Below are 25,285 nucleotides of genomic sequence, written 5' to 3'. Positions count from 1 at the left end.
GCTTGTCTTGTTTGGGCCTCTCTCTGCTGCCTTATATAATCATCTGCCTGAAACGCAAAAGGCCGCAGCACGATGCTGCGGCCCTTGATTGGAAAGTAGTGCTGATCAGAACCGATATCGCACGGTCGCAAGGATCGAACGTTCCTCGCCATAGTAACAGTTGTCCGATGACGACGTGATCAAACAGGACGCGACATATTCTTCGTCGAGCAGGTTGTTCACATTGACCCGAAGATCGGTGTTTTCAAGACCGACATTGGCCATGTCATAGTTCAGCGACAGGTCAAAGATGGTGTAATCCGGAACCGTTATGGTGTTGGTTTCATTGGCTGCCATTTCACCGACAAACCGCGCACCGGCACCAATGGACAGACCATTCAACACCCCGGAATAGAACGAATAGTTGCCCCAAAGTGATGCCATATGTTCTGGCACCTGCATCGGCTGTTTGCCGTCCTTGGTATCGCCCGGCGCGTCATAGGCCGCGTCGGTATAGGTATATGACGCCATCACACTCAGGTTTTCGTTCAGGTTCGCACGTGCTTCAAGCTCAAGCCCCTGACTGACGATCTTGCCGACCGGATCATAGGCATAGGTCGATGAGTCGTAAATCGCGACATTATCCTGTTCGAGATAGAAGGCCGCCGCACTCAAAAGAAGGTTGCCGTTCTCGGGCTGGTATTTTACACCCGCCTCATACTGCGTGCCTTCTGACGGTTCGATCGGATTGCCCGCGACATCGGAATAAAGGCTTGGGTTAAAAGATTCGGAATAGCTGACATACGGCGCGACACCATTATCAAACAGATAAAGCACCCCTGCCCGCTTGGTGAGCTTCTGACGGTCTTCACCGGTGTTCTTCTGTGTCAGGCGGTCATGCTTGGTGGTTTCGACCCAATCCTGGCGCAAACCAAGGGAAAAGCGCCATTTTTCGTATTCCAACTGGTCTTCAAGATAAAGACCGGCTTGTTCAAGCGTCTGCACTTTGCTGTTTGTCGGCGCGCCAATCGTCACACCGGTGTTGCCATATACCGGGTTAAAGGCATTGATGCTGGATGCACTTGGGAACTGCCAGGCATTTTCAACGCGGCGATGCTGATAATCAAAGCCACCCAGAACGGTATGGTCGATATCCGCTGTCGCAAATTCGGCCTGAAGCTGGTTGTCAACGGCATAAGCGCGCATGTCTTCGTCACCACCGCCATAGCGCCGGTTCAGGTTATCAGACGATCCATCCCAGCCAGTCTGATAGATCTGATCGATATGGACCGATGCATCAAGAAAACGGAAGTTCTGGCGCGCTGTCAGATTGTCATCAAAATCATGTTCGAACTGATATCCGACCATGTTCTGGGTTCTTTCGAACGCTTCGAGCGACGGGTCACCATCAAAAAATCCGGTCGAGATGTATTTGCCATTGCGCGGGAACAAGGTGCCCTCTGAGGGCAGACCGTTATGGGTTCCGCCTTCCGGATCCTTTTGCAGATATGCCATCAGGGTAACACGGGTATCATCCGTGAAGTTCGCTGTCAGCGAAGGTGCAATCGCGTAACGTTCTTCTTCGGTACCGGTATATTGGGTGTCGGCCGCGTCCGCCTTGCCCGTCACGCGAAAGGCAAGCTTTCCGGCGTCATCAAGCGGACCGGTAAGATCAAAACCGATACCGCGTTGATTGCGGTTGCCATAGGAAACCTCAATCTCGCCCTGCTGTTCGAACTGCGGCTTTTTGCTTGAAAGCGCAACGATCCCCCCCGGTGAACTGCGTCCGTACAGGACAGAAGCCGGGCCTCTGACAACGTCTGCGCGTTCAACAAAATACGGATCGATCTGCATCGAGCTATAAGTCGAGTCATCGCCCATGGTTTTCAGGCCATCAAGATAAATATTATCAATCGACCGGTCGACCAGCCCGCGCAGGATCACATAATCATAGCGGTTTGACGCCCCGACCTGTCCGGTAAAGGCACCGGGGGTATAGCGCATGGCCTGCATGATGGTTTGCGAACCCTGATCTTCCATCTGATCCTGCGTCACAACCGTGATGCTTTGTGATGTTTCAAGGATCGGTGTCCCGGTCTTGGTTGCGGCCAGTGATTTCGTGGCGATATATCCGTCAACAGGGCCATCCGCCTTTTCGCCGACACTGTTTGCCTCAATCCGGATGGCGTCGGTGACGTTCTCGCCAGTTTCGGAAAGCGGCTCAATTGTAATCGTGCCGCCATCGGTGTAGCGCCAAAAATGACCCGTTCCGCTCAGAAGACGATCAAGAGCCGCATCAACAGTCATCTCACCCTTAAGTTCCGGTGCTTGCAGCCCGTTCAGTCCCTGGGACGGGAAAAGCAGCTTCAGGTTGGCTTGATCTGCAAAACTGGTCAGCGCACGGTCAAGTTCCTGTGCCGGGATATCAAGGCGTACGACAGTCGACTGCGCGACTTCCGCATCAATCGATACCGGTGTTTGCTGTTCGGTTGCGTGTGCGACGATCGGGCACGTTGCCGTGATCCCCGAGATCACCGTGGTAGCAGCCAGACGGCGCACCCATCCATTACGTAAAGTCCCACTCCGCTGGGCAGCTTTTTGACTGACTGCGGCCTGTGCCATCATCTTCGTTGAATTCATCATAAGTCTTCCGGTCATTCCCCTGTTTGCGAATGATTATAAGAACCGAAATCATTCGCTTTTGACCTTAAGACGATCTGACCCAACGCGATTTGCACCGGATTTTTCAATTTTTTTCGATTTTATTGGAAAAGGCCCGAAAACCGGCCAGCCGGGAACAGGATTTAGTAGATCACCGTCAAAAGCGGCAACCTGACAACCCGGGCATTCATTGCCTGTTCCAGCGTATCAAGCAATGCATCAAGATCGGCAATGTCAAATACACCGGTAACTTTCAAGTTATGGACTGCATCACGGGCAATGACGATACGTTCGGCCTTATAGCGCTGAACTTCATCAATCACATCGCCCAAGGGACGGTTGTTAAAGATCAGCTTGCCGCGTTGCCAGCTTCCATACGCTGCCAGGTCAACGGTTCCATCTGCCTGCGGGCCGCGACCATTCTGATAAACGGCGCGATCCCCGGCCAAAAGGCGTATGCTGCTTCCGACACCGGTACTGACTTCAACGATACCTTCGCGCACCGTAACATTCACATGATCATCTTTGATGCGAACGCCATAAACGGTGCCAACAGCCATGGCTTCGCCACCCTGGGCGGAAACGATAAAGGGATGTTGCGCATCCTTGGCCACATCAAAGATCACCTCGCCCGCGGCCAGATCAACCCGCCGCACCCCGTCAGAGAAATCAATGGAAAAGGCCGACGCCGTATTCATGTGGGCCACCGTACCGTCCGGCAGGTTGACGGTTTTAGCCCCCCCGATATCAGTGCTGTATTGTGCATTCCAGCGTGCCCAGATGTCGCTTTGCATGCCAGCCCCGGTCACAATCATCAAAACAAATGCACAAAGCGATGCAGCCGTCAGGGCAAACCGGCGTGTGCCAAACCTTGCAACAGGACGGGCTGCCGGACTCTGTTTTGTTCGTGCTGGGCTATTTGGCTTTGCTGCATTTGGTGACAATGGCGCAACCTGCCCCGTCCAGTCCTGCGCGGTTTGCGTTTGATCGACCGCCCCAAACAGCGCCTCTGCATCGCGGCCTGCGCGCATATGCGCATCACTTTGGGCCGACCATTTGGCAAATGCCTGACGATCATGATCCGTCGCATCATCGGATTGCAGACGCACAAGCCAGTCAATGGCCTGATCGCTTAATGCGACCATGTCATTGTCATAGCCTTGCAGAACTGGCTGCTGATGTGCGGATGCACCCGAATTCAAAGTAACCGTCCCCGATCCTGTGCCGTCTTTGATAAACGGCTATTCCTGTTATTAAGACGAGTGAGCAGAACAAATGATGCCATTTTTTTTGACATTATTTTTCGCCCCCTGCCAAAAGCGCATCACGGCAATGCTTTAAGGCGCGACCAATATATTTCGCGACCATGCTGTTGGAAACACCAAGTTTCTCGGCAATCTCGGTATGGGACAATCCTTCTACCCGAAACATCAGCAATGCTGCACGGGCATTTTCCGGCAACTGGTTCAATGCCTGATCAAGCAGTTTGACCTGTTCACGCGACAGATAAATTCTTTCCGGGCCGGGTTCGGGATCACTGATCTCCGACGCACCATCTGCGCCATCATGATGGGCGGATTGGCGGCGGTCACTTCTGATCTGATCAATCGCAAGGTTCCCGGCCACGCGATAGATATAGGCCCGGGGATTGTCGATTTCGTCGTCAGTATCTGGCGTTCTGGCAAGGCGCACAAAGGTGTCCTGGGCAACATCGGCGGCACGTTCGGAATCACCATTCAGCTTTCGGGTCAGAAACCGCAAAAGCTGTTCATAGTTTTCCTGAAAACTCGCAATAAGGACTGATGCGCTTTGGCGCGCCATCGCCGTTTTCCAACCAAACCAGTAACACAAACCCGGCAGGTTCCCCTGCCCGGCTTCTGACTTAGCAGGATCAATTGAAAATGACAATGCGAATAATTATCAACAACTGATTATACCCTTGCCAAAATCGCACGAAAAAGGCCGCCTTGCGAAACAAGGCAGCCCTTTGAATTCTTTGCCATCAGTCCGCCAATCCTGACCGATGCGCCAGACTATCCGCGCCCGCGATACGGGGCAACGCCCTGTTCCGGGATCCACACACCTTCGGGTGCGGCACCGGTTTGATAAAACACATCAATCGGAATACCGCCGCGCGGATACCAGTATCCGCCAATGCGCAGCCATTTCGGATCAAGCGTTTCGACAATGCGCTTGCCGACCTTGATCGTGCAGTCTTCATGGAATGAACCATGATTGCGGAACGACGTCAGAAACAGCTTCAGCGATTTGCTTTCGACAAGCCAGTCACCCGGTACATAGTCGATCACCAAATGGGCAAAATCGGGCTGCCCGGTGATCGGACACAGGGATGTAAATTCCGGTGCGACAAAGCGCACACAGTAATCTGTTCCGGCCTGCGGGTTCTGAACACGTTCAAGAACGGCTTCGTCCGGGGATGCCGGTTGTACCGTGTCACCGCCCAGCATGGTCAGATTGTCGTAAATGGTCTGATCGGCCATGACAGCCTCCTTAATCTTCGATGATCGGCACGGGATCGATATCCCCGCCTTCCTGTCCGGCATGGAAATCGCGCGCAAAGGCCTCCATCCGGCCTTCGGCAATGGCTTCGCGCATGCCGCGCATCAAATCCTGATAATAGGCAAGGTTATGCCAGGTCAGCAGAACCGCGCCCAGAATTTCACCCGCCTTGATCAGATGATGCAGATAGGCCCGCGAATATTTCGTACAAGCCGGGCAATTGCACTGATCATCAAGCGGGCGGTCATCATCGCGATGACGACCGTTCTTAAGGTTCAGTGTCCCGCGATGAGTAAAGGCCTGCGCATTGCGGCCCGAACGGGTCGGAAGAACGCAATCGAACTGATCAATCCCGCGCATCACCGCACCAACAAGGTCAGACGGCTTGCCAACCCCCATCAGGTAACGTGGCTTGTTGGTCGGCAGCATATCGACGCAGAAATCAAGCGTATCAAACATGATCTGCTGGCCTTCGCCAACTGCAAGACCACCAACCGAATGGCCCGGAAGATCAAGCTCGGCCAGCTTTTCAGAACTTTCACGACGCAGGTTTTCAAAAACGCTGCCCTGCTGAATGCCATAAAGCGCATAGCCTTCGCGTTCGACAAAGGCGTCCTTGGACCGCTTGGCCCAGCGCATCGACATCTGCATGCTTTCGCGGGCCTGCTGCTCGGTTGCCGGGAACGGCGTGCATTCATCAAAGGCCATGGTGATGGTCGAGCCCAACAAATGCTGGATTTCCATCGAGCGTTCCGGCGTCAGGTTAAACTTACGCCCGTCAATGTGGCTTTTGAAGGTGACACCTTCTTCGGTGATCTTGCGCAATTTTGCCAGCGACATGACCTGATACCCGCCACTGTCAGTCAGGATCGGCTTGTCCCAGTTCATGAATTTATGCAGGCCACCAAGACGCGCAATGCGTTCCGCACCCGGACGCAGCATCAAATGGTACGTATTGCCAAGAAGGATTTGCGCACCGGTATCGGCGACGTTTTCCGGCAACATGCCCTTAACCGTGGCGGCAGTCCCCACCGGCATGAAAGTCGGCGTATCGATCACGCCGTGCGCGGTGTGGATGCGCCCCAAGCGGGCCTTGCCATCCTGGGCAAGCAATTCATAGCGAAATTCGGTCATGACAATTTATGTCCGTGCATCAATTTTACTGGCGCATTCAAGCAGACTGCAATCGCCATAAGAATAAAAACGGTATTCGTTTTCGATCGCGTGGTTATAGGCGGCCTTCATGCGCTCAAACCCGGCAAAGGCCGAAACCAGCATGAACAGGGTCGAACGCGGCAGATGGAAGTTGGTCAAAAGCATGTCGACCGCTCGGAACTTATACCCCGGCGTGATAAAGATGTCGGTTTCCGCCTCGAACGGTTCAACCACACCATCTTCGCGCGCTGCACTTTCAAGCAGGCGCAGCGACGTCGTACCCACCGCAACAACGCGTCCGCCATTGGCGCGCGTTTCGTTGATCAGATCAGCGATTTCCTTGCTGATCGATCCCCATTCCGCATGCATTTTATGGTCATCGGTATCATCAACCTTGACCGGAAGGAACGTGCCCGCCCCGACATGCAGGGTAATGGTGCGGCGATTGATCCCGCGTGCATCCAGATTGGCCAAAAGTTCCGGGGTAAAATGCAAGCCCGCTGTCGGGGCGGCCACAGCACCATCTTTTTGCGCAAAGATGGTCTGATAATCGGATTTATCCTGATCATTTCCGCCAGCTTCACGACGGATATAGGGCGGCAACGGCATGACACCGTATTTTTCAAGTGCCGCGATCAGATCGGCACCCGAACGGTTGAATTTCAGCGTGACCTCGCCGCCGTCTTTTTTATCAAGAACCTCGGCCTCAAACTCGTCATTGACCTTGAAGGTTTCTCCGATCCGAAGCTTTTTGGCCGGCTTTGCAAACGCCACCCATTCTGCCAGTCCTTCCTGTTTATGCAGGGTGACTTCGACCTTGGCGTCTCCGCGCTTGCCAAACAGGCGCGCCGGGATCACGCGGGTATCATTTGAAATAAGCAAATCACCCGGGCGCAAAATATCGGGCAGTTCGCGCACGATACGGTCGGTCATTCCGCCAGCAGACAGATCAAGCATGCGTGCAGCATCACGCGGATTTGCCGGATGTTCGGCAATGCGTTCGCGCGGCAATTCGAAATCGAACAGATCGACTTTCATGGATCGGGATTATTCCGGTTGATTGGACAAACAATTGAAGGGGCGTTTTATGCGCCCCTTCGTTCAAAACCACAAGGCTTGGCGCGTCATATCAGCCCTGTGCCGGTTCCGCATTCAGGCGCGGCGTTACCACCGCCATCAACAGACGGAACGGCGCAAGACAGGTCAGCGCCATGATCACCTTGGCGGTGAAATCACCCAGTGCCCAGGTATCCCACGGAAGACCGGTACCGGCAAAGGCGATCGAAAAGAACAATGCCGTATCAACTGCCGAACCGATGCCAGATGAAACGAGCGGTGCTTTCCACCAAGTTGCCTGACGCAATTTGTCAAAGATGGTGACATCAAGCATCTGGGCAATGAGGAAAGCAGTACCGGACGCGATGGCGATCCGCGTGTCAGCAAGGATCAGCGACAACACAACAGCCAGGGCAAAGCCCGCCAGCACAACAATACGTGCGGCCCCTGCACCGCGAGCACGATTGGTCAGATCGGTTACCAGAAACGCCACCGGATAGGTAAAGGCGCCATAGGTCAGCCAATCTGCCAACACACCCGGAAGCGGGTATTCGACCAGAATGTTCGACGCAACAACAGTCGCCGCCATTGCCAGAATGCCGAAAATGATCGCTTTCATCTTTTCGTCCTTCAAAAAGGTGAACCCACGCATAACAAATCTCGCGGCCCACCTTACTGGGCGACGATCAAGACCGGGTTCGGATAACTTTGGTTGGGGCGCTGTTTACGCCCCGCCCCCCGTATGGTCAAGGAAAAACGGCGGCCAGGTTACCCTGACCGCCGCTGCAGATCGCTGCAAGTCGCCCCGGGGAAAGTGGGACGCCGTGCCGCGAAACTTTATTCTTATTGCAATTACAGCATGATACCGCGAATGGTGAAGAACAGCAGCGCCCCAAGGAAGGCACCGGCCGGAACCGTCACCACCCAGGCCGTTGCAATCGTCACCGCATAGCGACGGCGCACCAGAAGACGCTTGCGCAGTTTCTTCTCGGCCCGTTCGGCTTCGTTCGGATCAATCTGACGCAATGCTTCGAGATGTTCGTCGGACTGTTCGCCTTCCGGGGCGTCCACCAGCATCGGCGGTGCTACCTGACGACGACGATGCGACAGGCTTTCACGCAGGAAACCGACACCAAACACCGCGCCGACCGCAATGTGGGTCGAACTGACAGGAAGACCGAGTGCCGAGGCCACAATCACGGTCAATGCCGCCGAAAGCGCAACCGTATAGGCACGGATCGGATCAAGTTTGGTGATTTTGGAGCCAACGGTTTTGATCAGTTTCGGACCAAACAGGATCAGACCAGCCGAAATACCAAGCGCACCAATCACCATAACCCAGATCGGGATCGGGGCCTTGGTCACGATTTCACCGCTATCCACACCTGATACGATGGCTGCAAGCGGGCCAATCGCGTTGGCAACGTCGTTAGAACCGTGGGCAAAGGACAAAAGAGCTGCCGACACAACAAGCGGAATACGGAACAGCGATGCAATTTCCTTGCGCCGTCCGGTCATCGATGCCGATGCACGGATCACGGCCTTGCGGACCGGAATGACCGTAATAAAGAATGCGGCGATACCAATGGCAATCACAACCGGGGTATCGGCCTTCCAGACTTTCTTCACACCCTTCATCATCAGATACATCGAGAATGCCGAAACCATCACGCCAACAAGGATCGGAACCCATTTGCGTGCGGCCGCAACGCGGTCTTCGGTATAGATGATGCGGAATTTGATAAAGGCCAAGAAGCCTGCGGCAATCAGACCACCCAGGACCGGGGAAATCACCCAGCTGGCAGCAATGGTGCCCATGGTCGGCCAGTTGACAGCACCAAGCCCGACGGCAGCCATGCCAGCCCCCATCACACCGCCAACGATCGAATGCGTGGTTGATACCGGCGCCCCAAGCCAGGTCGCCAGGTTCAGCCAAAGGGCAGCAGCCAAAAGCGCCGCCATCATCGCCCAGACAAAGGTCTGTGCATCAGGCATCTGGTTTGGATCGATAATGCCGTTCTTGATGGTCCCGACAACGTCGCCACCGGCAATGATCGCACCTGCGGCTTCGAACACGGCGGCAATCAAAAGCGCACCAACCATGGTCAGTGCTTTTGAGCCGACCGCAGGACCGACATTGTTGGCAACATCATTGGCACCGATATTGAGCGCCATGTAACCGCCGATCACAGCAGCGGCGATCAGGAAGCCACTTTGCGGCAGTCCGCCCATGTGAAAGGCGACAAACGCACTACAGGCAAGCAGGAAAACAATGGCAAGACCAAGTTTTGCACTGATCGACGCAGTTGCGCCCATCCCGGCATCCATGCGCTTTTGCCACTTGAGGTCCTTATCCAGAGCAGTTTTTTTAACCGACATAATCAACCGTTACCACAAAAGGGAATCGACGCGCGGATCATGTCGAAGCCGAGCCCGTTTGTTAAGGTTTTTTTGCCGTTATATTACAACATACGAACAACCGTCTGAGGACAAACGAAAAACGGCCCCGCTATGCAGGGCCATTTTCTGTGTAATCACAATGCCGGACGCCTAGCGACCAAACTGATTCAAAAGCCCTTTCAAAAGGCCCTTTGCCGCATCTTCGGGTGAATTGCCACCTGATCCGCTATCACTGTTACCAGAGCTGCTGCCGCCAAGTGCCTTATCAAGGATGTTATCAAGAACCTTGACCGCAACCTTGTCCATGCGTCCGGTAATGACCGGATCATCGATCTTGCCTTTGGCATAAACGCTAAACGGCGGCAGTTCTTCGATCTTCTTGGAAAAATCGAAATCTGCGGTCGTATCCATCACCCATTTCGGAAGATCAAGCGTCGCATCGGCATCCGCCGTCCCGACACGCGAAAGCGCTTCGACGCGGGTGGTCTTGGCAATGCCCTTGGTGATGGTGATGTCACCTTCAAGCGATTGCAACAGATCGTTGTTACCAACCCCTTCGACGACCATTGCCTGTGGCCCCTGACGCAGCAGGGCTTCGATATTCAGCTTCGGATCACTCGACCGTTTTGACGCATTGCTGAACCGGACTTCGGTCAAAACCAGATTGGCCGTGCCGTTCAGGGCCGAAACCAGACGGCGTGACGTATTACCCGATGCCGTAACATCGAATTTAAGGTTCGCACCGCCAATAATCGTATCATTGGCCACCTTGATCGGCGTCAGCCGTTCGATCCGCGCACCATCAAGATCCCCCTTCAGCGCAAGTTGCGGCACATCCGTGTTACGTGCATCAAACGTCCCGTTGATACCAAGATCACCATCCCCCAACAGTCCCTTGAAGTTCGAGATCGTCAGAAGTCCCTGAACCAGGGATGCCTTCAGATCCGGGTTCACAAGGCTATAGGTATCGAAATCAAGCTGATCAAGCGCAATGGCGATATCGGCATCAATCGATCGCAATGCCGATACGTCAATGACGGTATCATCCCAAGGCGTACCATCACGCGCATCAACACGTGTTGCGGTCATGCTTGCCGGCAGATTGAACGCGGCCTTGCGCGGACCACTGCCAATACCGGGCATAAGACCCGCGCGCTTTTGTGCGGGCACGAACGGATCGACGACCAGTTTGCCACCAGAAAGTGCGACCGTCAGTTTCGGCTGTGCCTGGCTGCCATCAAAGGTAACCTTACCCGCGGTTTCGAACGCACCAAGCACAAGCTTCAGATCATCAAGTGCAACATTTTGCGCATTGCCTTTGACCGTGCTGGAAACAGCCAGTCGGCCAAGATTACCTGATGGCGTATAGGTCGGCGCAACCAGATCAAGCGCACGGTTCAGACTGGATGCCTGCACCGCCAGTTTGCCATCCAGTCCGGGATTGGCCCCCAGCATCTGCGACACCACACCATCAAGTGCCACCTGCATAAGCGGGTTGGACACATCAAGCTTAAGGGTCGGACCGGTAATCGGACCATTCAGGCCAAGATTTGCCTGAATGCTTTTATAGCTGCTTGCCGGTGCCGGAAGCGTAATGCCCGTAAGCTTGGCAAGCGGTTCCAGTGTCTTTGCGGTTACCCGGACAGACAGATCTTCAAAAGCCGGAATATCGGCACTGCCATTAAAGGTACCCTTTGCCGATGCACTCAGCCCTGCGGCATCTGAAACGGCAAAATTGCCAAGGGTGATATCGCGCCCCTTGATGCTGCCATCAATCATGATGCCGCGCACAGCAACACCCGACGAAATGATTTCATCGGCAGCCAGCCGGTAATTTGCCGCCAGCCCATCAAGTGGCGCCAATGCGTCCTTGATGACCTTGACCATGTCTTCCTTGGCCGCGGTCGCGTTTGAAGCACCGTTCGCAGTCCCGCCCGTGGCGGACGTTCCGGTTGCGGTGCCATTGCCCGCGCTGCCCGACGTCGTTGCGGATGCATCGCCACTGGTCTGGGCGGTTGCGACATACTGATCAAGATTGATCCGGTCGAGCTTCAGGCCGATACCAAGTGCCGGCAGCCCCGAACCGCCAAGATTGGCAACAACCGCACCACGAATGGCGGTGTCATCAATCCGAAGGTCAAGATCGGAAATGTTCAACTGATCGGGCGTTCCCTTGATCCCGCCAGTCAGCGAGAACCGGCGCAGCCTGTCTGCACGAACACCGTCAACATCAACACCCAGCCAACGGATCACCGCCCGGATGTTTTCCGATGCCATTTCATAGCTCAGTGCCGCAGACAGTTTGGGCTTTTCGCCGGAAATGCTGCCGAACACCGCAAAGTCGGTCCCGCCCGGAAGGCCTGCTGAAACCTCGTTCAGGGTGATCTTGCTGTTGGCAATCGCGGCATTGACCCGCGCATTGTGAACCGGGGTCTGATTATAAATAAGGGTTTCGACTTCAAAATCGATCGCGGCTGTCAGATCAGCCGGAATGATCGGTGCATTTGCACTGTCACCTTTTTTAACCGAACTTTGCGACGGGATGGATTGCGCGCTGCCATCGGTTGCACCGTCATTGCCCGTAGTTGCCGATCCGGCCGCATCTGTCGATGAAGAACCCGATGATGCCTCGGCCCCGTCGCCCATATCGGCCAGAACCAGAATGCTATCAAGGTCGAGCTGGTTGAACCGCAATGCGACATCGGCACGCATGCTGGGTTCCTGATCAATGGCAATGGCGCCTGAACCACGGGTCTCGCCAAAGCGGATCGACAGATCATTTAACGTGACCGACTTTGCATTCGCGGTGATGTGACCACCAAGATCAAGCGGCTTTGCCGCAATATCGGGGATTTCTGCACCATCGCCGGCAATACGCAGGGCCGCCTCGCGAAGGTCCTTGAAATCACCGTCAATCTGACCATCAAAGCCGGGATTGTCGGTTGAAAGATCGACACGTCCGGCAACGGTGACACCACCGTCAACCTTGTCGATGCCGACTTTCAGGCTGATCGGGAATGGCGCAACCTGACTGATCTGACCGACATTAAAGCCAAATGTCAGCGGGATACCGCGATAGAAAACGTACCCTTCCCCTTCGAGCGGACCATTCAGACTGTCGGCCGACACACCAACCGTCAGACCCTCGATACGTTCGACCGAACCCGGGGTGCGGTAAATGATGGTGGCATTTTCGATTTCAAGACGATCGATCTTGATCGTGCTTGCGAAATCACTGCCCGATGCGGTTTCGTCAGTCGCGGTTGTGGCACTGCCGCCATTTTCCTCGTTGTCTGCCGGGGGCTGGGGTTCAGTTTGCGGAACCGTTATCGTGCCTGCATCCGGTCCGGAACGCGGCGCAGCTGCCGGATCAAAGACCAGATTGTTAGTACCGTTATCAAATGTCTCGATTGCGATGACCGGATCAATCAGGCTGACTTCGGTGACCTGGATATTGCCGGTAAGCAGCGGCATCAGGGCAACCGAAACCCGTGCCTCTTCAATCGAAACCATGTCGGCATCCTGTGCGCCGGGCAAATTGCCCAAGGTCACCTGACTTGCCGAAAGCGACGGCGACGGGATCAGCGACATTGACAGGTCGCCCGTCAGGACAAGCTCCCTGCCCGTCGCATCCCGGACGGCCTGGGTGATCTGTGCCTTGTAGCCATTCCAATCAATCAGGGACGGAATGATCAGCAATGCGGCTACAAGCACCACTACTAACGCACCGATTACGGCAAGGATCTTTTTCAACAGTCAGGCTCCGCTCGCTCGCAAGGTCACACTGCCGTTTGGCCGTGACCCTCAATGGTTTGATTTTCAGTCCAAAATCATAGGGCTCGTGACATCTGTCGCAACAGAAAATGGCGAGAGAATGTTGCATTCATTACACGACATGGTGCGCGATCTTGCGGGATGCATTTTTCCACCGCCTTATCGCCCCGGCCCATAACATGTGAGCAGCCCCCGGACACGGGTCAAGCATCGCGCAGAAATCGCACAATTTTTAACAAATAAAAACAAGCATCGAACAGGCCGTAACCAAACCATAAATTCCAGTTTCGAAACACCTTTCGAGCCAAATACATAGTTTAAAATCAACTGGATACTGGAAATCGTCGATTAAAATGATACATTTTAGAAAACAATAAATTCAATCCTGACTTTCATTCATATCGAAAGATCATCGCGCTTTTCCGCGACAGGGAGGATGAAAATGACCGATACAACAATTCAAACGCCAGAAAACACGGTCGACAACGGACTGCACGGTATTACGATCCGGACCATCACAACCGACCAGTCCGGCAAATGGCTGCAGGCTGGCTGGCGGGACTTCAAACAGACACCGGCGATTGGCCTGACCTATGGTGCGCTTTGCGTCCTGGCTGGGTGGCTCGTGATCCTGAGCATCTTTCGAACCGGACAGCCTTACCTGACATTACCGCTGGCTGCGGGCTTCATGCTTTTGGCACCGCTTGTCGCCGTGGGCCTTTACGAAACCAGCCGCCGCCTTGAGATGGGCGAAAATGTTACCATCTGGCACAGCCTGAACGGTTTTCGCCGCAACCCCGGACAGATCGGGGCGATCGGTGTTGTGCTGATGCTGTTCTTCCTGGCATGGACGCGGATTGCGATGTTGCTGTTCGCGCTGTTTTACAACGGAACCATGCCGTCACTTGATGCCCTGATTTGGGAAACATTCTTTTCGCGCGATGCGATTACATTCCTGATTACCGGTTCCATCCTTGGCGGTGCGCTGGCGATCATTGTTTTTGCCATTTCGGTGGTCTCGATCCCGCTTCTGGTTGACCGCGATGTTGATGTGATTACCGCTGTCATCATCAGTGTGAATGCGTTTCGCAAAAACTGGAAAGTTCTGATTGGCTGGGCTGCGGTGATTGCCATTCTTGCCGCCTGTGGCATGGTTGTCTTCATGTTCGGACTGGCGATCATGATGCCGTTGCTTGGCTATTCAAGCTGGCACGCCTATCGCGGGATCATTGACACCAGTCACGCCGATGTCGCGCGCCTGCGTCGACAGGTGCCGTAACCAGCCCAACAGGCCAGACCATCCTCCAAACGCCGCCACACTGGCGGCGTTTTTGTGCGCAAAGCCGAAATTGTGATAAACAGATCACATCATTGCGGGAACAATCATGGCATCGTATTGTTTCACTGTTACAATAGATTGGCCCGGTTTTCTGTAATCGGGCCCCGCATCCAGACAGCACTTACAAACCCGCCACAAATTGTCCAAATTCTGTGGTCATAGGGTCAGGACCAATTAATATCCGAACTTTCACATGTTTCCCTGCAACCATCTGCGTTCATGAGATAATTCATTATGTATCAGGCCCCGGCAGTTCGTCATCTTGTCGTACTTTCAGCGTCACTGATTGCCTTAGTCGCCGGGATGGGAACCCTGCATGCCCAGACCAATACGGCAGACGGGCCGCAATCAACGCGTACGCCGGATGAAAAATGGGGTGTGTCGCTTTCGGTTGAAAACGACCTTTTCACACCGACCAACAGTGATCAGCATTACACCAACGGTGTGCGACTGGCCTTTGTTTCGCCAGAAGACAGTGCGCCTGCGGCCTTTTTGAACGTTGCCAAACAGGTGCCTTTTTTCGCATCCGAAGGACGCATTCGCACCAGCTATTCGCTGGGCCAGACCATGTATACCCCCGACGACATAACCATCGCCGAACACCAGCCCGATGATCGCCCCTGGGCCGGGATGCTTTACGGGACGGCGGGGCTTCTGTCTGATACCGGACTGAAATCCGATGACGGCGAAAGCAACTATTCGCGCATCGACACGCTTGAACTGACACTTGGCGTTGTGGGCCCGGCATCCCTTGCCGACAAAACGCAGGATTTCGTGCATAAACTGATCGACAGCCCACGCCCGGAAGGCTGGGATAACCAGATCAAGAATGAACCGATCATTGGCCTGACCTATGAACGGAAATATCGCAGCTGGTTTGAAGCCGACGTTTCAGGCATCGAGTTTGATGCCACACCGCACGGGGCGGTGACCCTTGGTAATGCGTTCACCAATGCCGAAATCGGGACGATGTTCCGCATGGGCTTTGACCTGCCTGCCGATTACGGCCCGCCGCGCATTCGCCCAAGCCTGCCCGGTTCGGACTTCTTTGTCCCGGATACAGAAGGCTTCCCGGTCAGCGGATATCTTTTCGCGGGCTTTGCCGGCCGCTATGTCGTGCGCGACATCACCCTTGATGGCAATACCTTTGCCGACAGTGCGTCGGTCGACAAGGAACCGCTGGTCGGGGACCTTCAGATCGGTTTTGCGATGATCATCGGCCAGGCGCGCCTGACCTACACACATGTCTATCGCACCCCGGAATTCACCGCCCAAAGCGGTGCCGATCAGTTTGGATCGATTTCACTGTCATTCCGCTTCTGACGAAAAACGGGGCCCAAGGGCCCCGTTTTGCAACACTTTTCCAAATTGTATGATGATATCAAAGCCCGGGGATCAGCTTGCCCGGATTCATCAGACCTTTGGGATCAATGGCCGCTTTGATGGCGCGCATCATGGCAATCGTATCTTCGCCATGTTCGGCAACCATGAAGTCGAGCTTGCCATAACCGATGCCATGTTCCCCCGTGCAGGTCCCGCCGAGTTTCAGGGCGCGTTCCACCATGCGCTTATGCAGGCGGTTGGCTTCTTCCATCTGTGCAGGATCTTCGGGATCGAGCAGGATCAGCGTGTGGAAGTTGCCATCGCCGACATGACCGATGATGGTGCAGGTCAGCGGGCTGGCATCGCAATCAGCACGGGTTTCGGTGATCGCCTCGGCCAGTTTTGAAATCGGCACACACACATCGGTCGGCATCCCGGCCTTGCCCGGTTCCAGCTGAAGTGACGCGTAATAGGCCTTGTGGCGTGCGGCCCACAGCTTGTTGCGGTCTTCCTGGCGGGTTGCCCATTGGAATTCCTCGGCACCGTATTCTTCGGCAACGGACTGAACAAACTCGGCCTGTTCCTTCACACCGGCTTCGGTGCCATGGAATTCAAAGAACAGGGTCGGGGCTTCTTTGTGATCAAGCTTGGAATAGTTATTGACCGCGCGGACCTGCAATTCATCAAGGAACTCGATCCGGGCAACCGGAATGCCGGCCTGGATGGTCAGGATCACGGTATCAACCGCGGCCTCGACCGTCGGGAAGGCACAGACAGCAGCCGACATGGCTTCCGGGATGCCATAAAGCTTCAATCCGATTTCCGTGATCACACCAAGCGTGCCCTCGGACCCGACAAACAGACGGGTCAGGTCATAACCGGCCGATGATTTGCGCGCACGATTGGCGGTCTTGATGATCTTGCCTTCCGGGGTCACGACCGTCAGGCTCAGCACATTGTCGCGCATGGTGCCATAACGCACCGCATTGGTGCCCGATGCGCGGGTTGCAGTCATGCCGCCGATCGATGCATTCGCACCCGGATCAATCGGGAAAAACAGACCGGTATCGCGCAAGTGATCATTAAGCTGTTCGCGGGTTACACCGGCCTGAACACGGCAATCAAGGTCTTCGTTATTGACCTCAAGGATCGCGTCCATCCGCGATACATCAATGCAAATCCCGCCGCGCAATGCCGCAACATGCCCTTCAAGCGATGAGCCCGTGCCAAACGGAACGATCGGGACATTGTGGGCAACACACAGCTTGACGACTTCGGCGACTTCTTCGGTCGAGGTTGCAAAAACCACCGCATCGGGCGGCGATGCCTCGTGCCAGCTTTCATCCTTGCCATGCTGTTCAAGCACAGCCTGCGCAGTTGAAAGACGATCCCCAAGCATCTCGCGCAGGGCGCTGATCAGGCTTTCGGGTGTTTCAATGCGTTCATATTGACGATCTGACATGGGTTTCCTCTTTGGTCCTGGTGGCAGTTGGGCGTTGGTCACGTTGTGGGGCGGACCAACTGGCCAAAATTGTTCGGCACCTACCCTACGCCCAGATATCCGAAATTGGTATTACCTTTTTCACCGATCGGAACATTATTTACCCACACTCCGAAAGCCAAACGTCTTTGTTCGCCTTCGGAGAACACTCATTTCTTAGCAATTTATCAATGCGCTCGACGCGATCAATGAGTTCATCGTTTGGTTTAAGCAAATGAAGTCTGGAGGGCGCTATTAGAACAGCGACAAGCCTCAAAAACTCGTCTCGGGTTATGCTCCCAGGCGCATAACCATACAGTACTTGGGAAGCTTCAAAGAACCCAACCATCCAGCCATTTGGCCCATTGCCCATTTCAGCCGTTTTCAGGAACAGAGAAAGAATTTGTTCTTTTGTGAGCTCCTGCTCTAACCCCAAGGCATAACCTGTCTGGCGAATTTTACCTATTCCTGGCCGAAAATCATCGAATGCCAAGCGCTTGGCAAGCGACTGAGTCAGTGTTGTCTTACCTGCGCCGGCGGTAAAAACATCGATGCCATTGTGCCCATAAAAATCTGGATCTTCGATAGCTAGCAACCACTTGAGACGCTCCGAACCAAGAGCCTCGGGACCAAAGCCATCAGCAATCAAGTTGTCTGCTTGTAAGGCAAGCACCTCACTATCTGATCGAGCATCGAGCCAACCCGAACCACCATAACCAACTAGCCCAAAGAACGTGCAAATAGCGAAGACAATGGTTACACGCTTCAAAACCAGCCAAGTCATTAAAGAACTATCCCTTATTTCGATCCTGTGGCAGGGCCGCGGCAATACGATCCGCCAGACGCGAGAATGGCAGGCTTTGCAGCCATACGGTGCCGGGGCCCTCAAGGGTCGTGACAAACAGTCCCTCACCGCCAAACAGTGCATTGGTAAAGCCGCCGACAAACTTGATCGAATAATCAATCGACGGGGTCATGGCGACAAGTGCACCGGTATCAACCCGAAGCGTTTCGCCCGGCTGCAAATCCTTGCGGATGATCGTGCCCCCGGCATGCATGAAGGCCATGCCATCACCGCTGAGGCGCTGAAGAATGAAACCTTCACCACCAAACAGGCCCGCACCGATCTTTTTGGAAAAGGCGATATCAATATCGATCCCGGCCGCAGCACACAGGAACGCATCCTTCTGACAGATGATTTCACCACCAAGTTCCGCCAGATCAAGTGCCACCACCTTGCCGGGATAGGGGGCAGCAAAGGCAACATGCCCCTTGCCCGATCCTTCATGGACAAAGCTTGTGATAAAGAACCCCTCACCGGTCAGCATGCGCTTGAACCCGGAAAACAGGCCCCCGCCCGTCCCGGTCTGCATGGCAATGCCATCGCCCATATACATCATGGCACCGGCTTCGGCCCGGACGCCCTCGCCCGGATCCAGTTCGATTTCGACCAACTGCATTTCTTCGCCATGGATCGTATAGTCGATCACGTCTGCCATGCGGGCGTCTCCTTTTATGAAATCATCAATCTGTTTGGCGCAAGTCTGGAACCTGTTGATCCTGATCGCAAGAAAAAGGGGCAACAATCCGGCAATAGATGGCATCGTTTTCTTGTAAAAACCTGAAAATCAAGCAGGATATGCCATCACGAACTCTGCCGGGGAATTGCGTGCTTCATCGGTTCCGGGCTTTCAGATGCTGGCGTTTTATGCTGCTGATGCCATTTCTGGCGATCGGCCTTGGCGCTTGTCAGCCCGATGATCCCTGGCAATTCAACATCTGCCGCATTGCCCTTCCCGGTATTGAAGACGAAGCACCCAAAATCCGGCTTCTGACCCGATTTGACGAAATCACCGATCAGACGCGCATCACCCTGCACTATCAGATCATACCGGACAATGCCCGCACGGTTCCCGACAAAGGTCCGTCACCATCGGCCATATCGTCCCTGCCGGTCCATCAAATGACCTGTCTGTTTTCACGTGCGGACAAACCCAACAGTCCCGGCACTCTAATCGGGATCGAAACCAGCCGGTTCGGGCCGGTTTCCCCGACCCATCTTTCGATCCTGAACCGGTTCTGGCTTGATCGCGTTGGCAGGCAGGCGCTTGATCGGTATGAAAACCCTGATCAGCACGGCCTGACGCCAGATGTCCCCGAAGTTTCCCGCGATCTGGCCTATGGGCTTCAACTTGGTATCAATGGCCTGTCGCGCGGGGCGATTTACGGATTGCTCGCGCTGTCTTTCACGCTGATTTACGGGTTGATCGGACGGATCAATCTGGCCTTTGGCGAAATCGTCATGACGGCGGCCCTGTCAACGGTGATTGGCGGTTTGCTGTTATCATCGCTTGCCGGATGGAACCTTTTTCTGATCGTGATCGGGGCAACCGCGATGGCGGTCTTTGTCGGTTCCGGACTTAGCCATCTGACTTGGCGCAATGTCTTCGGGCCGCTCGGACGCAAGGCCGCGGGTGGCCGGGCCGTGATTGTGGCATCGCTTGGATGTGTTTTGTTCATTCAGGAGTTTGTCCGGCTTGTCATATCGGCCCGCAATTTCAATCTGCCGCCGCTGTGGCAATATTCGTTTGCGGTCCTGCGCAGCGATCAGTTCGTTGTGCGCATGCTTGGATTTGACGTTCTGTCGATCGGCATGGCCGTTGCAGTTGGTGGCGTCCTGATCTGGATGATGGCAAATACCCGGTTCGGGCGCCAATGGCGCGCAATCAGCCAGGATCGCATTGCTGCTGGTCTGTGCGGCATATCGTTGCAACGCATCGAACAGCAATCATTTGTTCTGGCTGGATTTTTATGCGGCATTGCCGGTGCTGTAATGGCGTTGCGTTATGGCGTGATTAACTTTCATTCCGGTACACTTTTCGGGTTCAAGGCACTGGTCGCGGCCATTCTTGGTGGCATCGGGCAGATGCGCGGGGCCTGGTTGGGCGGATTTGTCATCGGCCTGACAGAGGCATACTGGTCCGGATATTTCGGCGGCGCCTATCGCGATGTCGCGGTATTCGGGTTGCTTGCCGCCATTCTGGTCCTGCGGCCCGGCGGGCTTTTGGGCGTAAATGATGGAAAAGACAGCTTGTTCTCGCCGCGCGCGGGACAAATATAAAAATCAAAGGCCCGGGACAGAACCGCTTATCGGTTTCAATGGTCAGGCAGAAAGACACGAAGGCGGTTAGAATGGCGACCCACCACAAACTTGAATGGATCTCACAGGATGAGGCCATACAGGCCTCGCTTGCGAAATGGCAACGCGTTGTCGATGTGATGACACGGCTTCTTGGTGCGACATCCGGTTATGTTGTCGAATATAACAAGGACCAAGGATACCGGGCAGCTGTGACCAGCCAGAATGCGGAAAATCCGCATCGCGACATTTCCGGCAAGGCGGAGACACTTGATTCCAACATTTACTGCCGACGCGTCATTCAGGAAAAAACGCCCTTTTATGAACCCGACGCCCGCGGAAAATCGGAATGGGCCGACAATCCCGAACTGACTGATGATGGTTATGTCTCCTATTTCGGAACACCGCTTCTGTGGCCGAATGGTGAGGTTTTTGGCACCCTGTGCGTGTTTGATCGCCAACCAACCAGCTATGAGGATTCCCTTCAGACACTGCTTGATGTTTTCCGCGATCTGATCGAGGCCGACTTGCGCCTGTATGAACAGTTCGAAGTCATGCGCGAAATGTCGATGACAGATCCGCTGACCGGGCTGAACAACCGCGCCGGATTTGAAATGCTTGCCCATCAGAAAATCCGCATCGCCAAACGCTATCACCATCATATCGGGGTCATTTTCTTTGATCTCGACAATATGAAGCGCTGGAATGACGATTATGGCCACGCCGCCGGGGATGCCGCACTTCGTGCGGTTGGCAAGGCCATCACCGACAGCATCCGCGAGGTTGATATTTGCGGTCGCGTCGGCGGTGACGAATTTGCCGTGCTTGGCTATGTCCGAAACCGGGGGGATCTTACGACCATCATCACCCGTGTGCGCAACGCGCTTGCGAATATCAAACTCAACATCCCCAACGCCAAAGCACCGATCCGCGAGACACCCGAAATCAGTTCGGGGGCGTCTGTTTTCTTTGAACCAATTAACCAAAATTTCGAAGAAATGATGGCGGTTGCCGATCTTGAAATGTATCGCGACAAGAAAAACCGCCAGAAATAGGGACTTTGGCGTTTTGACCGGTGTCAGGTCGGTTAAAAAATCATTGCAACAAGCGTGATCCATTAACCACATGGTATGGATTTTGGCTCAGACTGCGTGACGGGTTGCAAACCCGAAAAATAGAATAACGCACACGAGCTTACAAAATGCAGATCCGCAAAGGCACTGCCGACGATCTTCCTTTCATTCGCGACCTGACCAAGCGCGCGACGGACTCAACCTATTTCATCGAAGGCATGGGCGATGCCGCAACCAATCTGGTTGCCCGCTATGTCGAACAGTCGACCAGTGTTTTTGAAAATGCCCTTGGCAGTGATAACCACACTGTCTATGTCGCGACCAAAGACGACATTCTTCTGGGCTATGTCATCGCCATCCACAACAGCCCGGAAATCGACTGGATCATGGTTGATCCGGCATCACATGGCAGCGGTGCGGGCAAGGCACTGATGATGGCGGCCCTTGATGCCCTGTCGGAAAAAGGTGCACGCAGCAATGTCCGGCTTAAGGTCGTAGCCCATAATGAACGCGCCAAGGCGTTTTACCGCAAGTTCGGCTTCCTCGTGACCGGCCCGGTGCCGGACCGCGAAGTCCCGACCGTGGAAATGCAGCGCGCCGCTTGACGAAACGCCGCCAGATTGGCAATTTGGCGGCGAACCTTATTCGGAGCTTTTATGTCAGAGTCCCGGCACAGCCGCTGATCGCGGTTTGACAGCCTGACCTTTCCAAACCGCTGATCAGCAGATCGGATCGCCTGCCCGCCAATAAAACGGGCGCGCGTGGCCGGTATTGTTGTGCCCGCCCCGATCGGAAACCGTTTTCCCAACTGGTTTTCGGACTCTGACAGTGAATATTTCAAAGAACGAACAGCGCGTGCTGCATGCACTTGCGCAAGGTGGCCTGATCAAGGTGATCAAGGACAACCACAATCGCATCCTCGAAGCAGACTGTATTACCCGCGACGGCTGGTTTCTGACCGCCTGCACGATCGAGGTGTTCAAGAAACTGCGCAAACGCCGCTTCATCCGGTCCCGCGCCGGTGCGCCTTATCGCATCACACGTGAAGGATTGGTCGCGGTCCGCGCCGAATTGTTTCAACGCTAACAAGAAGCCCGGCCGATTTGGCCGGGCTTTTCCTATTTATGCATAACGATATTGATCAGTTTGCCAAACGGGTCGCGGACATAAAACCGCCTGACACCCCATGGCTCATCCGTCGGGCCATATTCGATGGTAATCCCGGCATCGGTCATTTTGCCAAGGATTTCGTCAAGGTTATCGACCTCGATCGACATGTCGGGCACCGGGGTTCCCGATCCACCTTCGGTAGCGAAATTGACCTGCGCCGTCATGGTTTTCCCCGCCACGGCAAAGGTCCTGATCCAGCCATGATCCATCACGGTATCAAGGCCAAGGATATCCTCGTAAAACACGACAGCCTTACTGATGTCATCCACCGCAAAATTTGCAACGATACGTTTAACGGCCATGGTGCAGGCGGCTCCTGATATCGTCTATTGCGCGGCCTTTTCGCCGGCAATTGCCTTGGCGCGCTTATAGGGACCAAACGGAATTTCCTTGGGCGCGAAGGTATCGGCCGATGCGCGGCCCCAGCGCGAATGCCATTCATGAAGTTCCTCGATCTCCTTATCTGCCAGAAGGAAACCTTCGGGCAGGTACGGATAGGCTTCGTTGCCATCGATGAATTCATTGTCCTTCTGGCGGACCATGAAGTGATAGGGCATGAAATTGCGCGGATCGGTCAGGCCAGCTGCACCGGTGATTTCAGCCAGCGCATGCATGGTATTTTTATGGAACCGTGCGACACGTTCGCTTTTATCACCCGGTTCCAAAGCGCGTTGACGGATTTTATCCTGTGTCGCGATACCGACCGGGCAGCAGTTGGTGTGACAGCTTTGGGCCTGAATACAGCCAAGGGCAAACATGAAACCGCGCGCGGCATTGCACCAGTCCGCCCCAAGTGCCAGGGTTCGCGCAATATCAAAGGCCGAGATGATTTTGCCCGCGGCCCCGATCTTGATCTGATCACGCAGCCCCGCCCCGCGCAGCGCATTGTGAACGAAAGTAAGGCCTTCCTGCATCGGCATGCCGACACGGTTGGCAAATTCGACCGGTGCGGCACCGGTTCCGCCTTCCTTGCCATCGACCACGATGAAGTCGGGCGTAATCCCGGTTTCAAGCATTGCCTTGATGATCGACATGAATTCGCGACGATGGCCAATGCACAGCTTGAACCCGACCGGCTTGCCGCCGGAAAGATCACGCAAGCGACCAATGAATTCCATCAGGCCGATCGGCGTTGAAAAGGCACTGTGGGCCGAAGGCGATACACAATCCTGTCCCATCGGAATACCGCGGGCATCGGCAATTTCCTTGGTGATTTTGGCGGCGGGCAACATGCCGCCATGACCGGGCTTTGCGCCTTGGCTGAGTTTCAACTCGATCATTTTGACTTGCGGGTCGGCGGCGGTTTCGGCGAATTTTTCCTCGGAAAATGTGCCGTCTTCATTGCGTGCCCCGAAATAGCCTGACGCCACCTGATAAATCAGATCGCCACCACCTTCGCGGTGATAGCGCGAAATGCTGCCTTCGCCGGTATCATGGGCAAAGCCGCCCTTTTTCGCACCTTTGTTCAGCGCCAGGATCGCATTGCCCGACAGCGCGCCAAAGCTCATGGCCGAGATATTATACAGGCTGCAATCATAGGGTTGCTTGCAATGTGGCCCGCCAACCCGGACCCGGAAATTGGTATCGGTGATGTGTTTTGGCGCCACCGAATGCGTGATCCAGGAATAACCCGATTTATAGACATCCTCGATCGTGCCGAACGGGCGTTTGTCTTCGACACCCTTGGCGCGCTGATAGACAAGGCCGCGGGCCTGACGGCTGAACGGGATTTCGTCCTGATCGCTTTCCAGAAGATACTGGCGGATTTCAGGACGGAAGCTTTCAAGGATGAAGCGGATATGCGCACTGATCGGATAGTTGCGCAGGATGGAATGCTTGGTCTGATGAAGATCATGAATGCCGACCAGAAGCAACAGACCGAACACCACCGCCGGCACCCAGAACCAGCTATCGATCACGCCGGCACAAACCACGGAAATGACGGTCAGAAGCGCAACGCTTGTAATGACGAAATAGCGCTGGTTCAAAATAAAGAATTTCACGGTGCTCTCATCCTGTCTGTTCAGGTCGACCTGATGGATCGCGATTGCAGCCTGTGCGGGCAAGCTTTGGCAACCCGATCCTTGAGTGAAGCCTATGGCAATGTCGTTGATTTTTAATGAAGTGTCCCCTCATGCATGTAGGGACGATATTGCCAACATCAAGAAAAAGCCGCCCGTGAGGAAACTCAGGGGCGGCAGGAAGTTCAACAGGGA

Annotated in this window: 20 protein-coding genes; 6 read left to right on the top strand and 14 right to left on the bottom strand. The window is 54.7% G+C overall.

Annotated elements, in window-relative coordinates; translation table 11 throughout:
* Window positions 1-105: 105 nt before the first annotated feature.
* The 9 genes from AUQ42_RS13260 to AUQ42_RS13220 form a co-directional block, all read right to left on the bottom strand.
* Window positions 106-2,619 carry a TonB-dependent siderophore receptor gene (locus AUQ42_RS13260; protein WP_082817876.1) on the bottom strand — a complete coding sequence of 838 codons (2,514 nt, stop codon included), beginning with the start codon at window positions 2,617-2,619 and terminating at the stop codon, window positions 106-108.
* Window positions 2,620-2,783: 164 nt separating this feature from the next.
* Window positions 2,784-3,842 carry a FecR domain-containing protein gene (locus tag AUQ42_RS13255; RefSeq protein WP_068519557.1) on the bottom strand — a complete coding sequence of 353 codons (1,059 nt, stop codon included), beginning with the start codon at window positions 3,840-3,842 and terminating at the stop codon, window positions 2,784-2,786.
* 94 nt (window positions 3,843-3,936) lie between these two features.
* On the bottom strand, window positions 3,937-4,461 hold the full coding sequence (locus AUQ42_RS13250; protein ID WP_068519556.1) for an RNA polymerase sigma factor: 525 nt from the start codon (window positions 4,459-4,461) through the stop codon (window positions 3,937-3,939).
* Window positions 4,462-4,673: 212 nt separating this feature from the next.
* Window positions 4,674-5,141, bottom strand: a complete 468-nt coding sequence (queF, locus tag AUQ42_RS13245; RefSeq protein WP_068519555.1) for a preQ(1) synthase — start codon at window positions 5,139-5,141, stop codon at window positions 4,674-4,676.
* Between the two features lie 10 nt (window positions 5,142-5,151).
* Window positions 5,152-6,294 (bottom strand): tRNA guanosine(34) transglycosylase Tgt, encoded by a 1,143-nt coding sequence (tgt, locus tag AUQ42_RS13240; protein ID WP_068519554.1) that lies wholly within the window; start codon window positions 6,292-6,294, stop codon window positions 5,152-5,154.
* Window positions 6,295-6,300: 6 nt separating this feature from the next.
* Complete coding sequence (queA, locus tag AUQ42_RS13235) at window positions 6,301-7,353, bottom strand: tRNA preQ1(34) S-adenosylmethionine ribosyltransferase-isomerase QueA (RefSeq protein ID WP_068519553.1); 1,053 nt, start codon at window positions 7,351-7,353, stop codon at window positions 6,301-6,303.
* 91 nt (window positions 7,354-7,444) lie between these two features.
* A complete protein-coding gene (locus AUQ42_RS13230; RefSeq protein ID WP_068519726.1) occupies window positions 7,445-7,990 on the bottom strand; it encodes a VUT family protein in 546 nt (181 codons plus the stop codon).
* Between the two features lie 233 nt (window positions 7,991-8,223).
* Entirely contained in the window at window positions 8,224-9,750 is a 1,527-nt protein-coding gene (locus AUQ42_RS13225; RefSeq protein WP_068519552.1) for an inorganic phosphate transporter, read from the bottom strand.
* Window positions 9,751-9,921: 171 nt separating this feature from the next.
* Window positions 9,922-13,524, bottom strand: coding sequence for an AsmA family protein (locus AUQ42_RS13220; protein WP_068519551.1), 3,603 nt, complete (start codon window positions 13,522-13,524; stop codon window positions 9,922-9,924).
* Between the two features lie 463 nt (window positions 13,525-13,987).
* Between AUQ42_RS13220 and AUQ42_RS13215 the strand changes: the two genes are divergently transcribed.
* On the top strand, window positions 13,988-14,824 hold the full coding sequence (locus AUQ42_RS13215) for a DUF2189 domain-containing protein (protein WP_068519550.1): 837 nt from the start codon (window positions 13,988-13,990) through the stop codon (window positions 14,822-14,824).
* 294 nt (window positions 14,825-15,118) lie between these two features.
* Window positions 15,119-16,207, top strand: a complete 1,089-nt coding sequence (locus AUQ42_RS13210) for a lipid A deacylase LpxR family protein (protein WP_068519549.1) — start codon at window positions 15,119-15,121, stop codon at window positions 16,205-16,207.
* A 58-nt stretch (window positions 16,208-16,265) separates the two neighbouring features.
* Here AUQ42_RS13210 and AUQ42_RS13205 read toward each other — a convergent pair whose 3' ends face one another.
* The 3 genes from AUQ42_RS13205 to AUQ42_RS13195 form a co-directional block, all read right to left on the bottom strand.
* A complete protein-coding gene (locus AUQ42_RS13205; RefSeq protein WP_068519548.1) occupies window positions 16,266-17,669 on the bottom strand; it encodes an FAD-linked oxidase C-terminal domain-containing protein in 1,404 nt (467 codons plus the stop codon).
* Between the two features lie 139 nt (window positions 17,670-17,808).
* Window positions 17,809-18,471, bottom strand: coding sequence for a transglycosylase domain-containing protein (locus tag AUQ42_RS13200; RefSeq protein WP_082817861.1), 663 nt, complete (start codon window positions 18,469-18,471; stop codon window positions 17,809-17,811).
* A 7-nt stretch (window positions 18,472-18,478) separates the two neighbouring features.
* A complete protein-coding gene (locus AUQ42_RS13195) occupies window positions 18,479-19,186 on the bottom strand; it encodes a TIGR00266 family protein (RefSeq protein WP_068519724.1) in 708 nt (235 codons plus the stop codon).
* Window positions 19,187-19,395: 209 nt separating this feature from the next.
* Here AUQ42_RS13195 and AUQ42_RS13190 point away from each other — a divergent pair, with 209 nt between their 5' ends.
* The 4 genes from AUQ42_RS13190 (at window position 19,396) to AUQ42_RS13175 (ending at window position 22,985) form a co-directional block, all read left to right on the top strand.
* The gene (locus tag AUQ42_RS13190) at window positions 19,396-20,808 is read left to right on the top strand and encodes a branched-chain amino acid ABC transporter permease (protein ID WP_068519547.1); all 1,413 of its coding nucleotides are present in this window, start codon (window positions 19,396-19,398) and stop codon (window positions 20,806-20,808) included.
* 71 nt (window positions 20,809-20,879) lie between these two features.
* On the top strand, window positions 20,880-21,881 hold the full coding sequence (locus AUQ42_RS13185; RefSeq protein WP_231856764.1) for a sensor domain-containing diguanylate cyclase: 1,002 nt from the start codon (window positions 20,880-20,882) through the stop codon (window positions 21,879-21,881).
* A gap of 146 nt (window positions 21,882-22,027) precedes the next feature.
* On the top strand, window positions 22,028-22,504 hold the full coding sequence (locus AUQ42_RS13180) for a GNAT family N-acetyltransferase (protein WP_068519546.1): 477 nt from the start codon (window positions 22,028-22,030) through the stop codon (window positions 22,502-22,504).
* A 223-nt stretch (window positions 22,505-22,727) separates the two neighbouring features.
* Window positions 22,728-22,985: a YjhX family toxin gene (locus AUQ42_RS13175; RefSeq protein ID WP_068519545.1), complete on the top strand. Its 258-nt coding sequence runs from the start codon at window positions 22,728-22,730 to the stop codon at window positions 22,983-22,985.
* A 32-nt stretch (window positions 22,986-23,017) separates the two neighbouring features.
* On the opposite strand, the gene AUQ42_RS13170 is transcribed toward AUQ42_RS13175, so the two are convergent.
* Window positions 23,018-23,371, bottom strand: a complete 354-nt coding sequence (locus tag AUQ42_RS13170) for a VOC family protein (RefSeq protein WP_068519544.1) — start codon at window positions 23,369-23,371, stop codon at window positions 23,018-23,020.
* Window positions 23,372-23,395: 24 nt separating this feature from the next.
* Entirely contained in the window at window positions 23,396-25,072 is a 1,677-nt protein-coding gene (locus AUQ42_RS13165) for an FMN-binding glutamate synthase family protein (RefSeq protein ID WP_068519722.1), read from the bottom strand.
* Window positions 25,073-25,285: the final 213 nt, after the last annotated feature.

The organism is Thalassospira sp. MCCC 1A02491, assembly GCF_001613785.1.
GTDB lineage: Bacteria > Pseudomonadota > Alphaproteobacteria > Rhodospirillales > Thalassospiraceae > Thalassospira > Thalassospira povalilytica.
The sequence above is the reverse complement of the archived record's forward strand: the minus strand, read 5'-3'. Positions and strand labels throughout refer to the sequence as shown.

Bases quoted from the DNA above. Each gene is read 5' to 3' on its own strand.
- AUQ42_RS13200 (WP_082817861.1), bottom strand. From the start codon at position 18,471: ATGACTTGGCTGGTTTTGAAGCGTGTAACCATTGTCTTCGCTATTTGC.
- queA (WP_068519553.1), bottom strand. From the start codon at position 7,353: ATGAAAGTCGATCTGTTCGATTTCGAATTGCCGCGCGAACGCATTGCC.
- AUQ42_RS13190 (WP_068519547.1), top strand. From the start codon at position 19,396: ATGCTGCTGATGCCATTTCTGGCGATCGGCCTTGGCGCTTGTCAGCCC.
- AUQ42_RS13195 (WP_068519724.1), bottom strand. From the start codon at position 19,186: ATGGCAGACGTGATCGACTATACGATCCATGGCGAAGAAATGCAGTTG.
- AUQ42_RS13205 (WP_068519548.1), bottom strand. From the start codon at position 17,669: ATGTCAGATCGTCAATATGAACGCATTGAAACACCCGAAAGCCTGATC.
- AUQ42_RS13250 (WP_068519556.1), bottom strand. From the start codon at position 4,461: ATGGCGCGCCAAAGCGCATCAGTCCTTATTGCGAGTTTTCAGGAAAAC.
- AUQ42_RS13170 (WP_068519544.1), bottom strand. From the start codon at position 23,371: ATGGCCGTTAAACGTATCGTTGCAAATTTTGCGGTGGATGACATCAGT.
- AUQ42_RS13210 (WP_068519549.1), top strand. From the start codon at position 15,119: ATGTATCAGGCCCCGGCAGTTCGTCATCTTGTCGTACTTTCAGCGTCA.
- AUQ42_RS13185 (WP_231856764.1), top strand. From the start codon at position 20,880: ATGGCGACCCACCACAAACTTGAATGGATCTCACAGGATGAGGCCATA.
- AUQ42_RS13230 (WP_068519726.1), bottom strand. From the start codon at position 7,990: ATGAAAGCGATCATTTTCGGCATTCTGGCAATGGCGGCGACTGTTGTT.
- tgt (WP_068519554.1), bottom strand. From the start codon at position 6,294: ATGACCGAATTTCGCTATGAATTGCTTGCCCAGGATGGCAAGGCCCGC.
- AUQ42_RS13215 (WP_068519550.1), top strand. From the start codon at position 13,988: ATGACCGATACAACAATTCAAACGCCAGAAAACACGGTCGACAACGGA.
- AUQ42_RS13260 (WP_082817876.1), bottom strand. From the start codon at position 2,619: ATGAATTCAACGAAGATGATGGCACAGGCCGCAGTCAGTCAAAAAGCT.
- queF (WP_068519555.1), bottom strand. From the start codon at position 5,141: ATGGCCGATCAGACCATTTACGACAATCTGACCATGCTGGGCGGTGAC.
- AUQ42_RS13180 (WP_068519546.1), top strand. From the start codon at position 22,028: ATGCAGATCCGCAAAGGCACTGCCGACGATCTTCCTTTCATTCGCGAC.
- AUQ42_RS13225 (WP_068519552.1), bottom strand. From the start codon at position 9,750: ATGTCGGTTAAAAAAACTGCTCTGGATAAGGACCTCAAGTGGCAAAAG.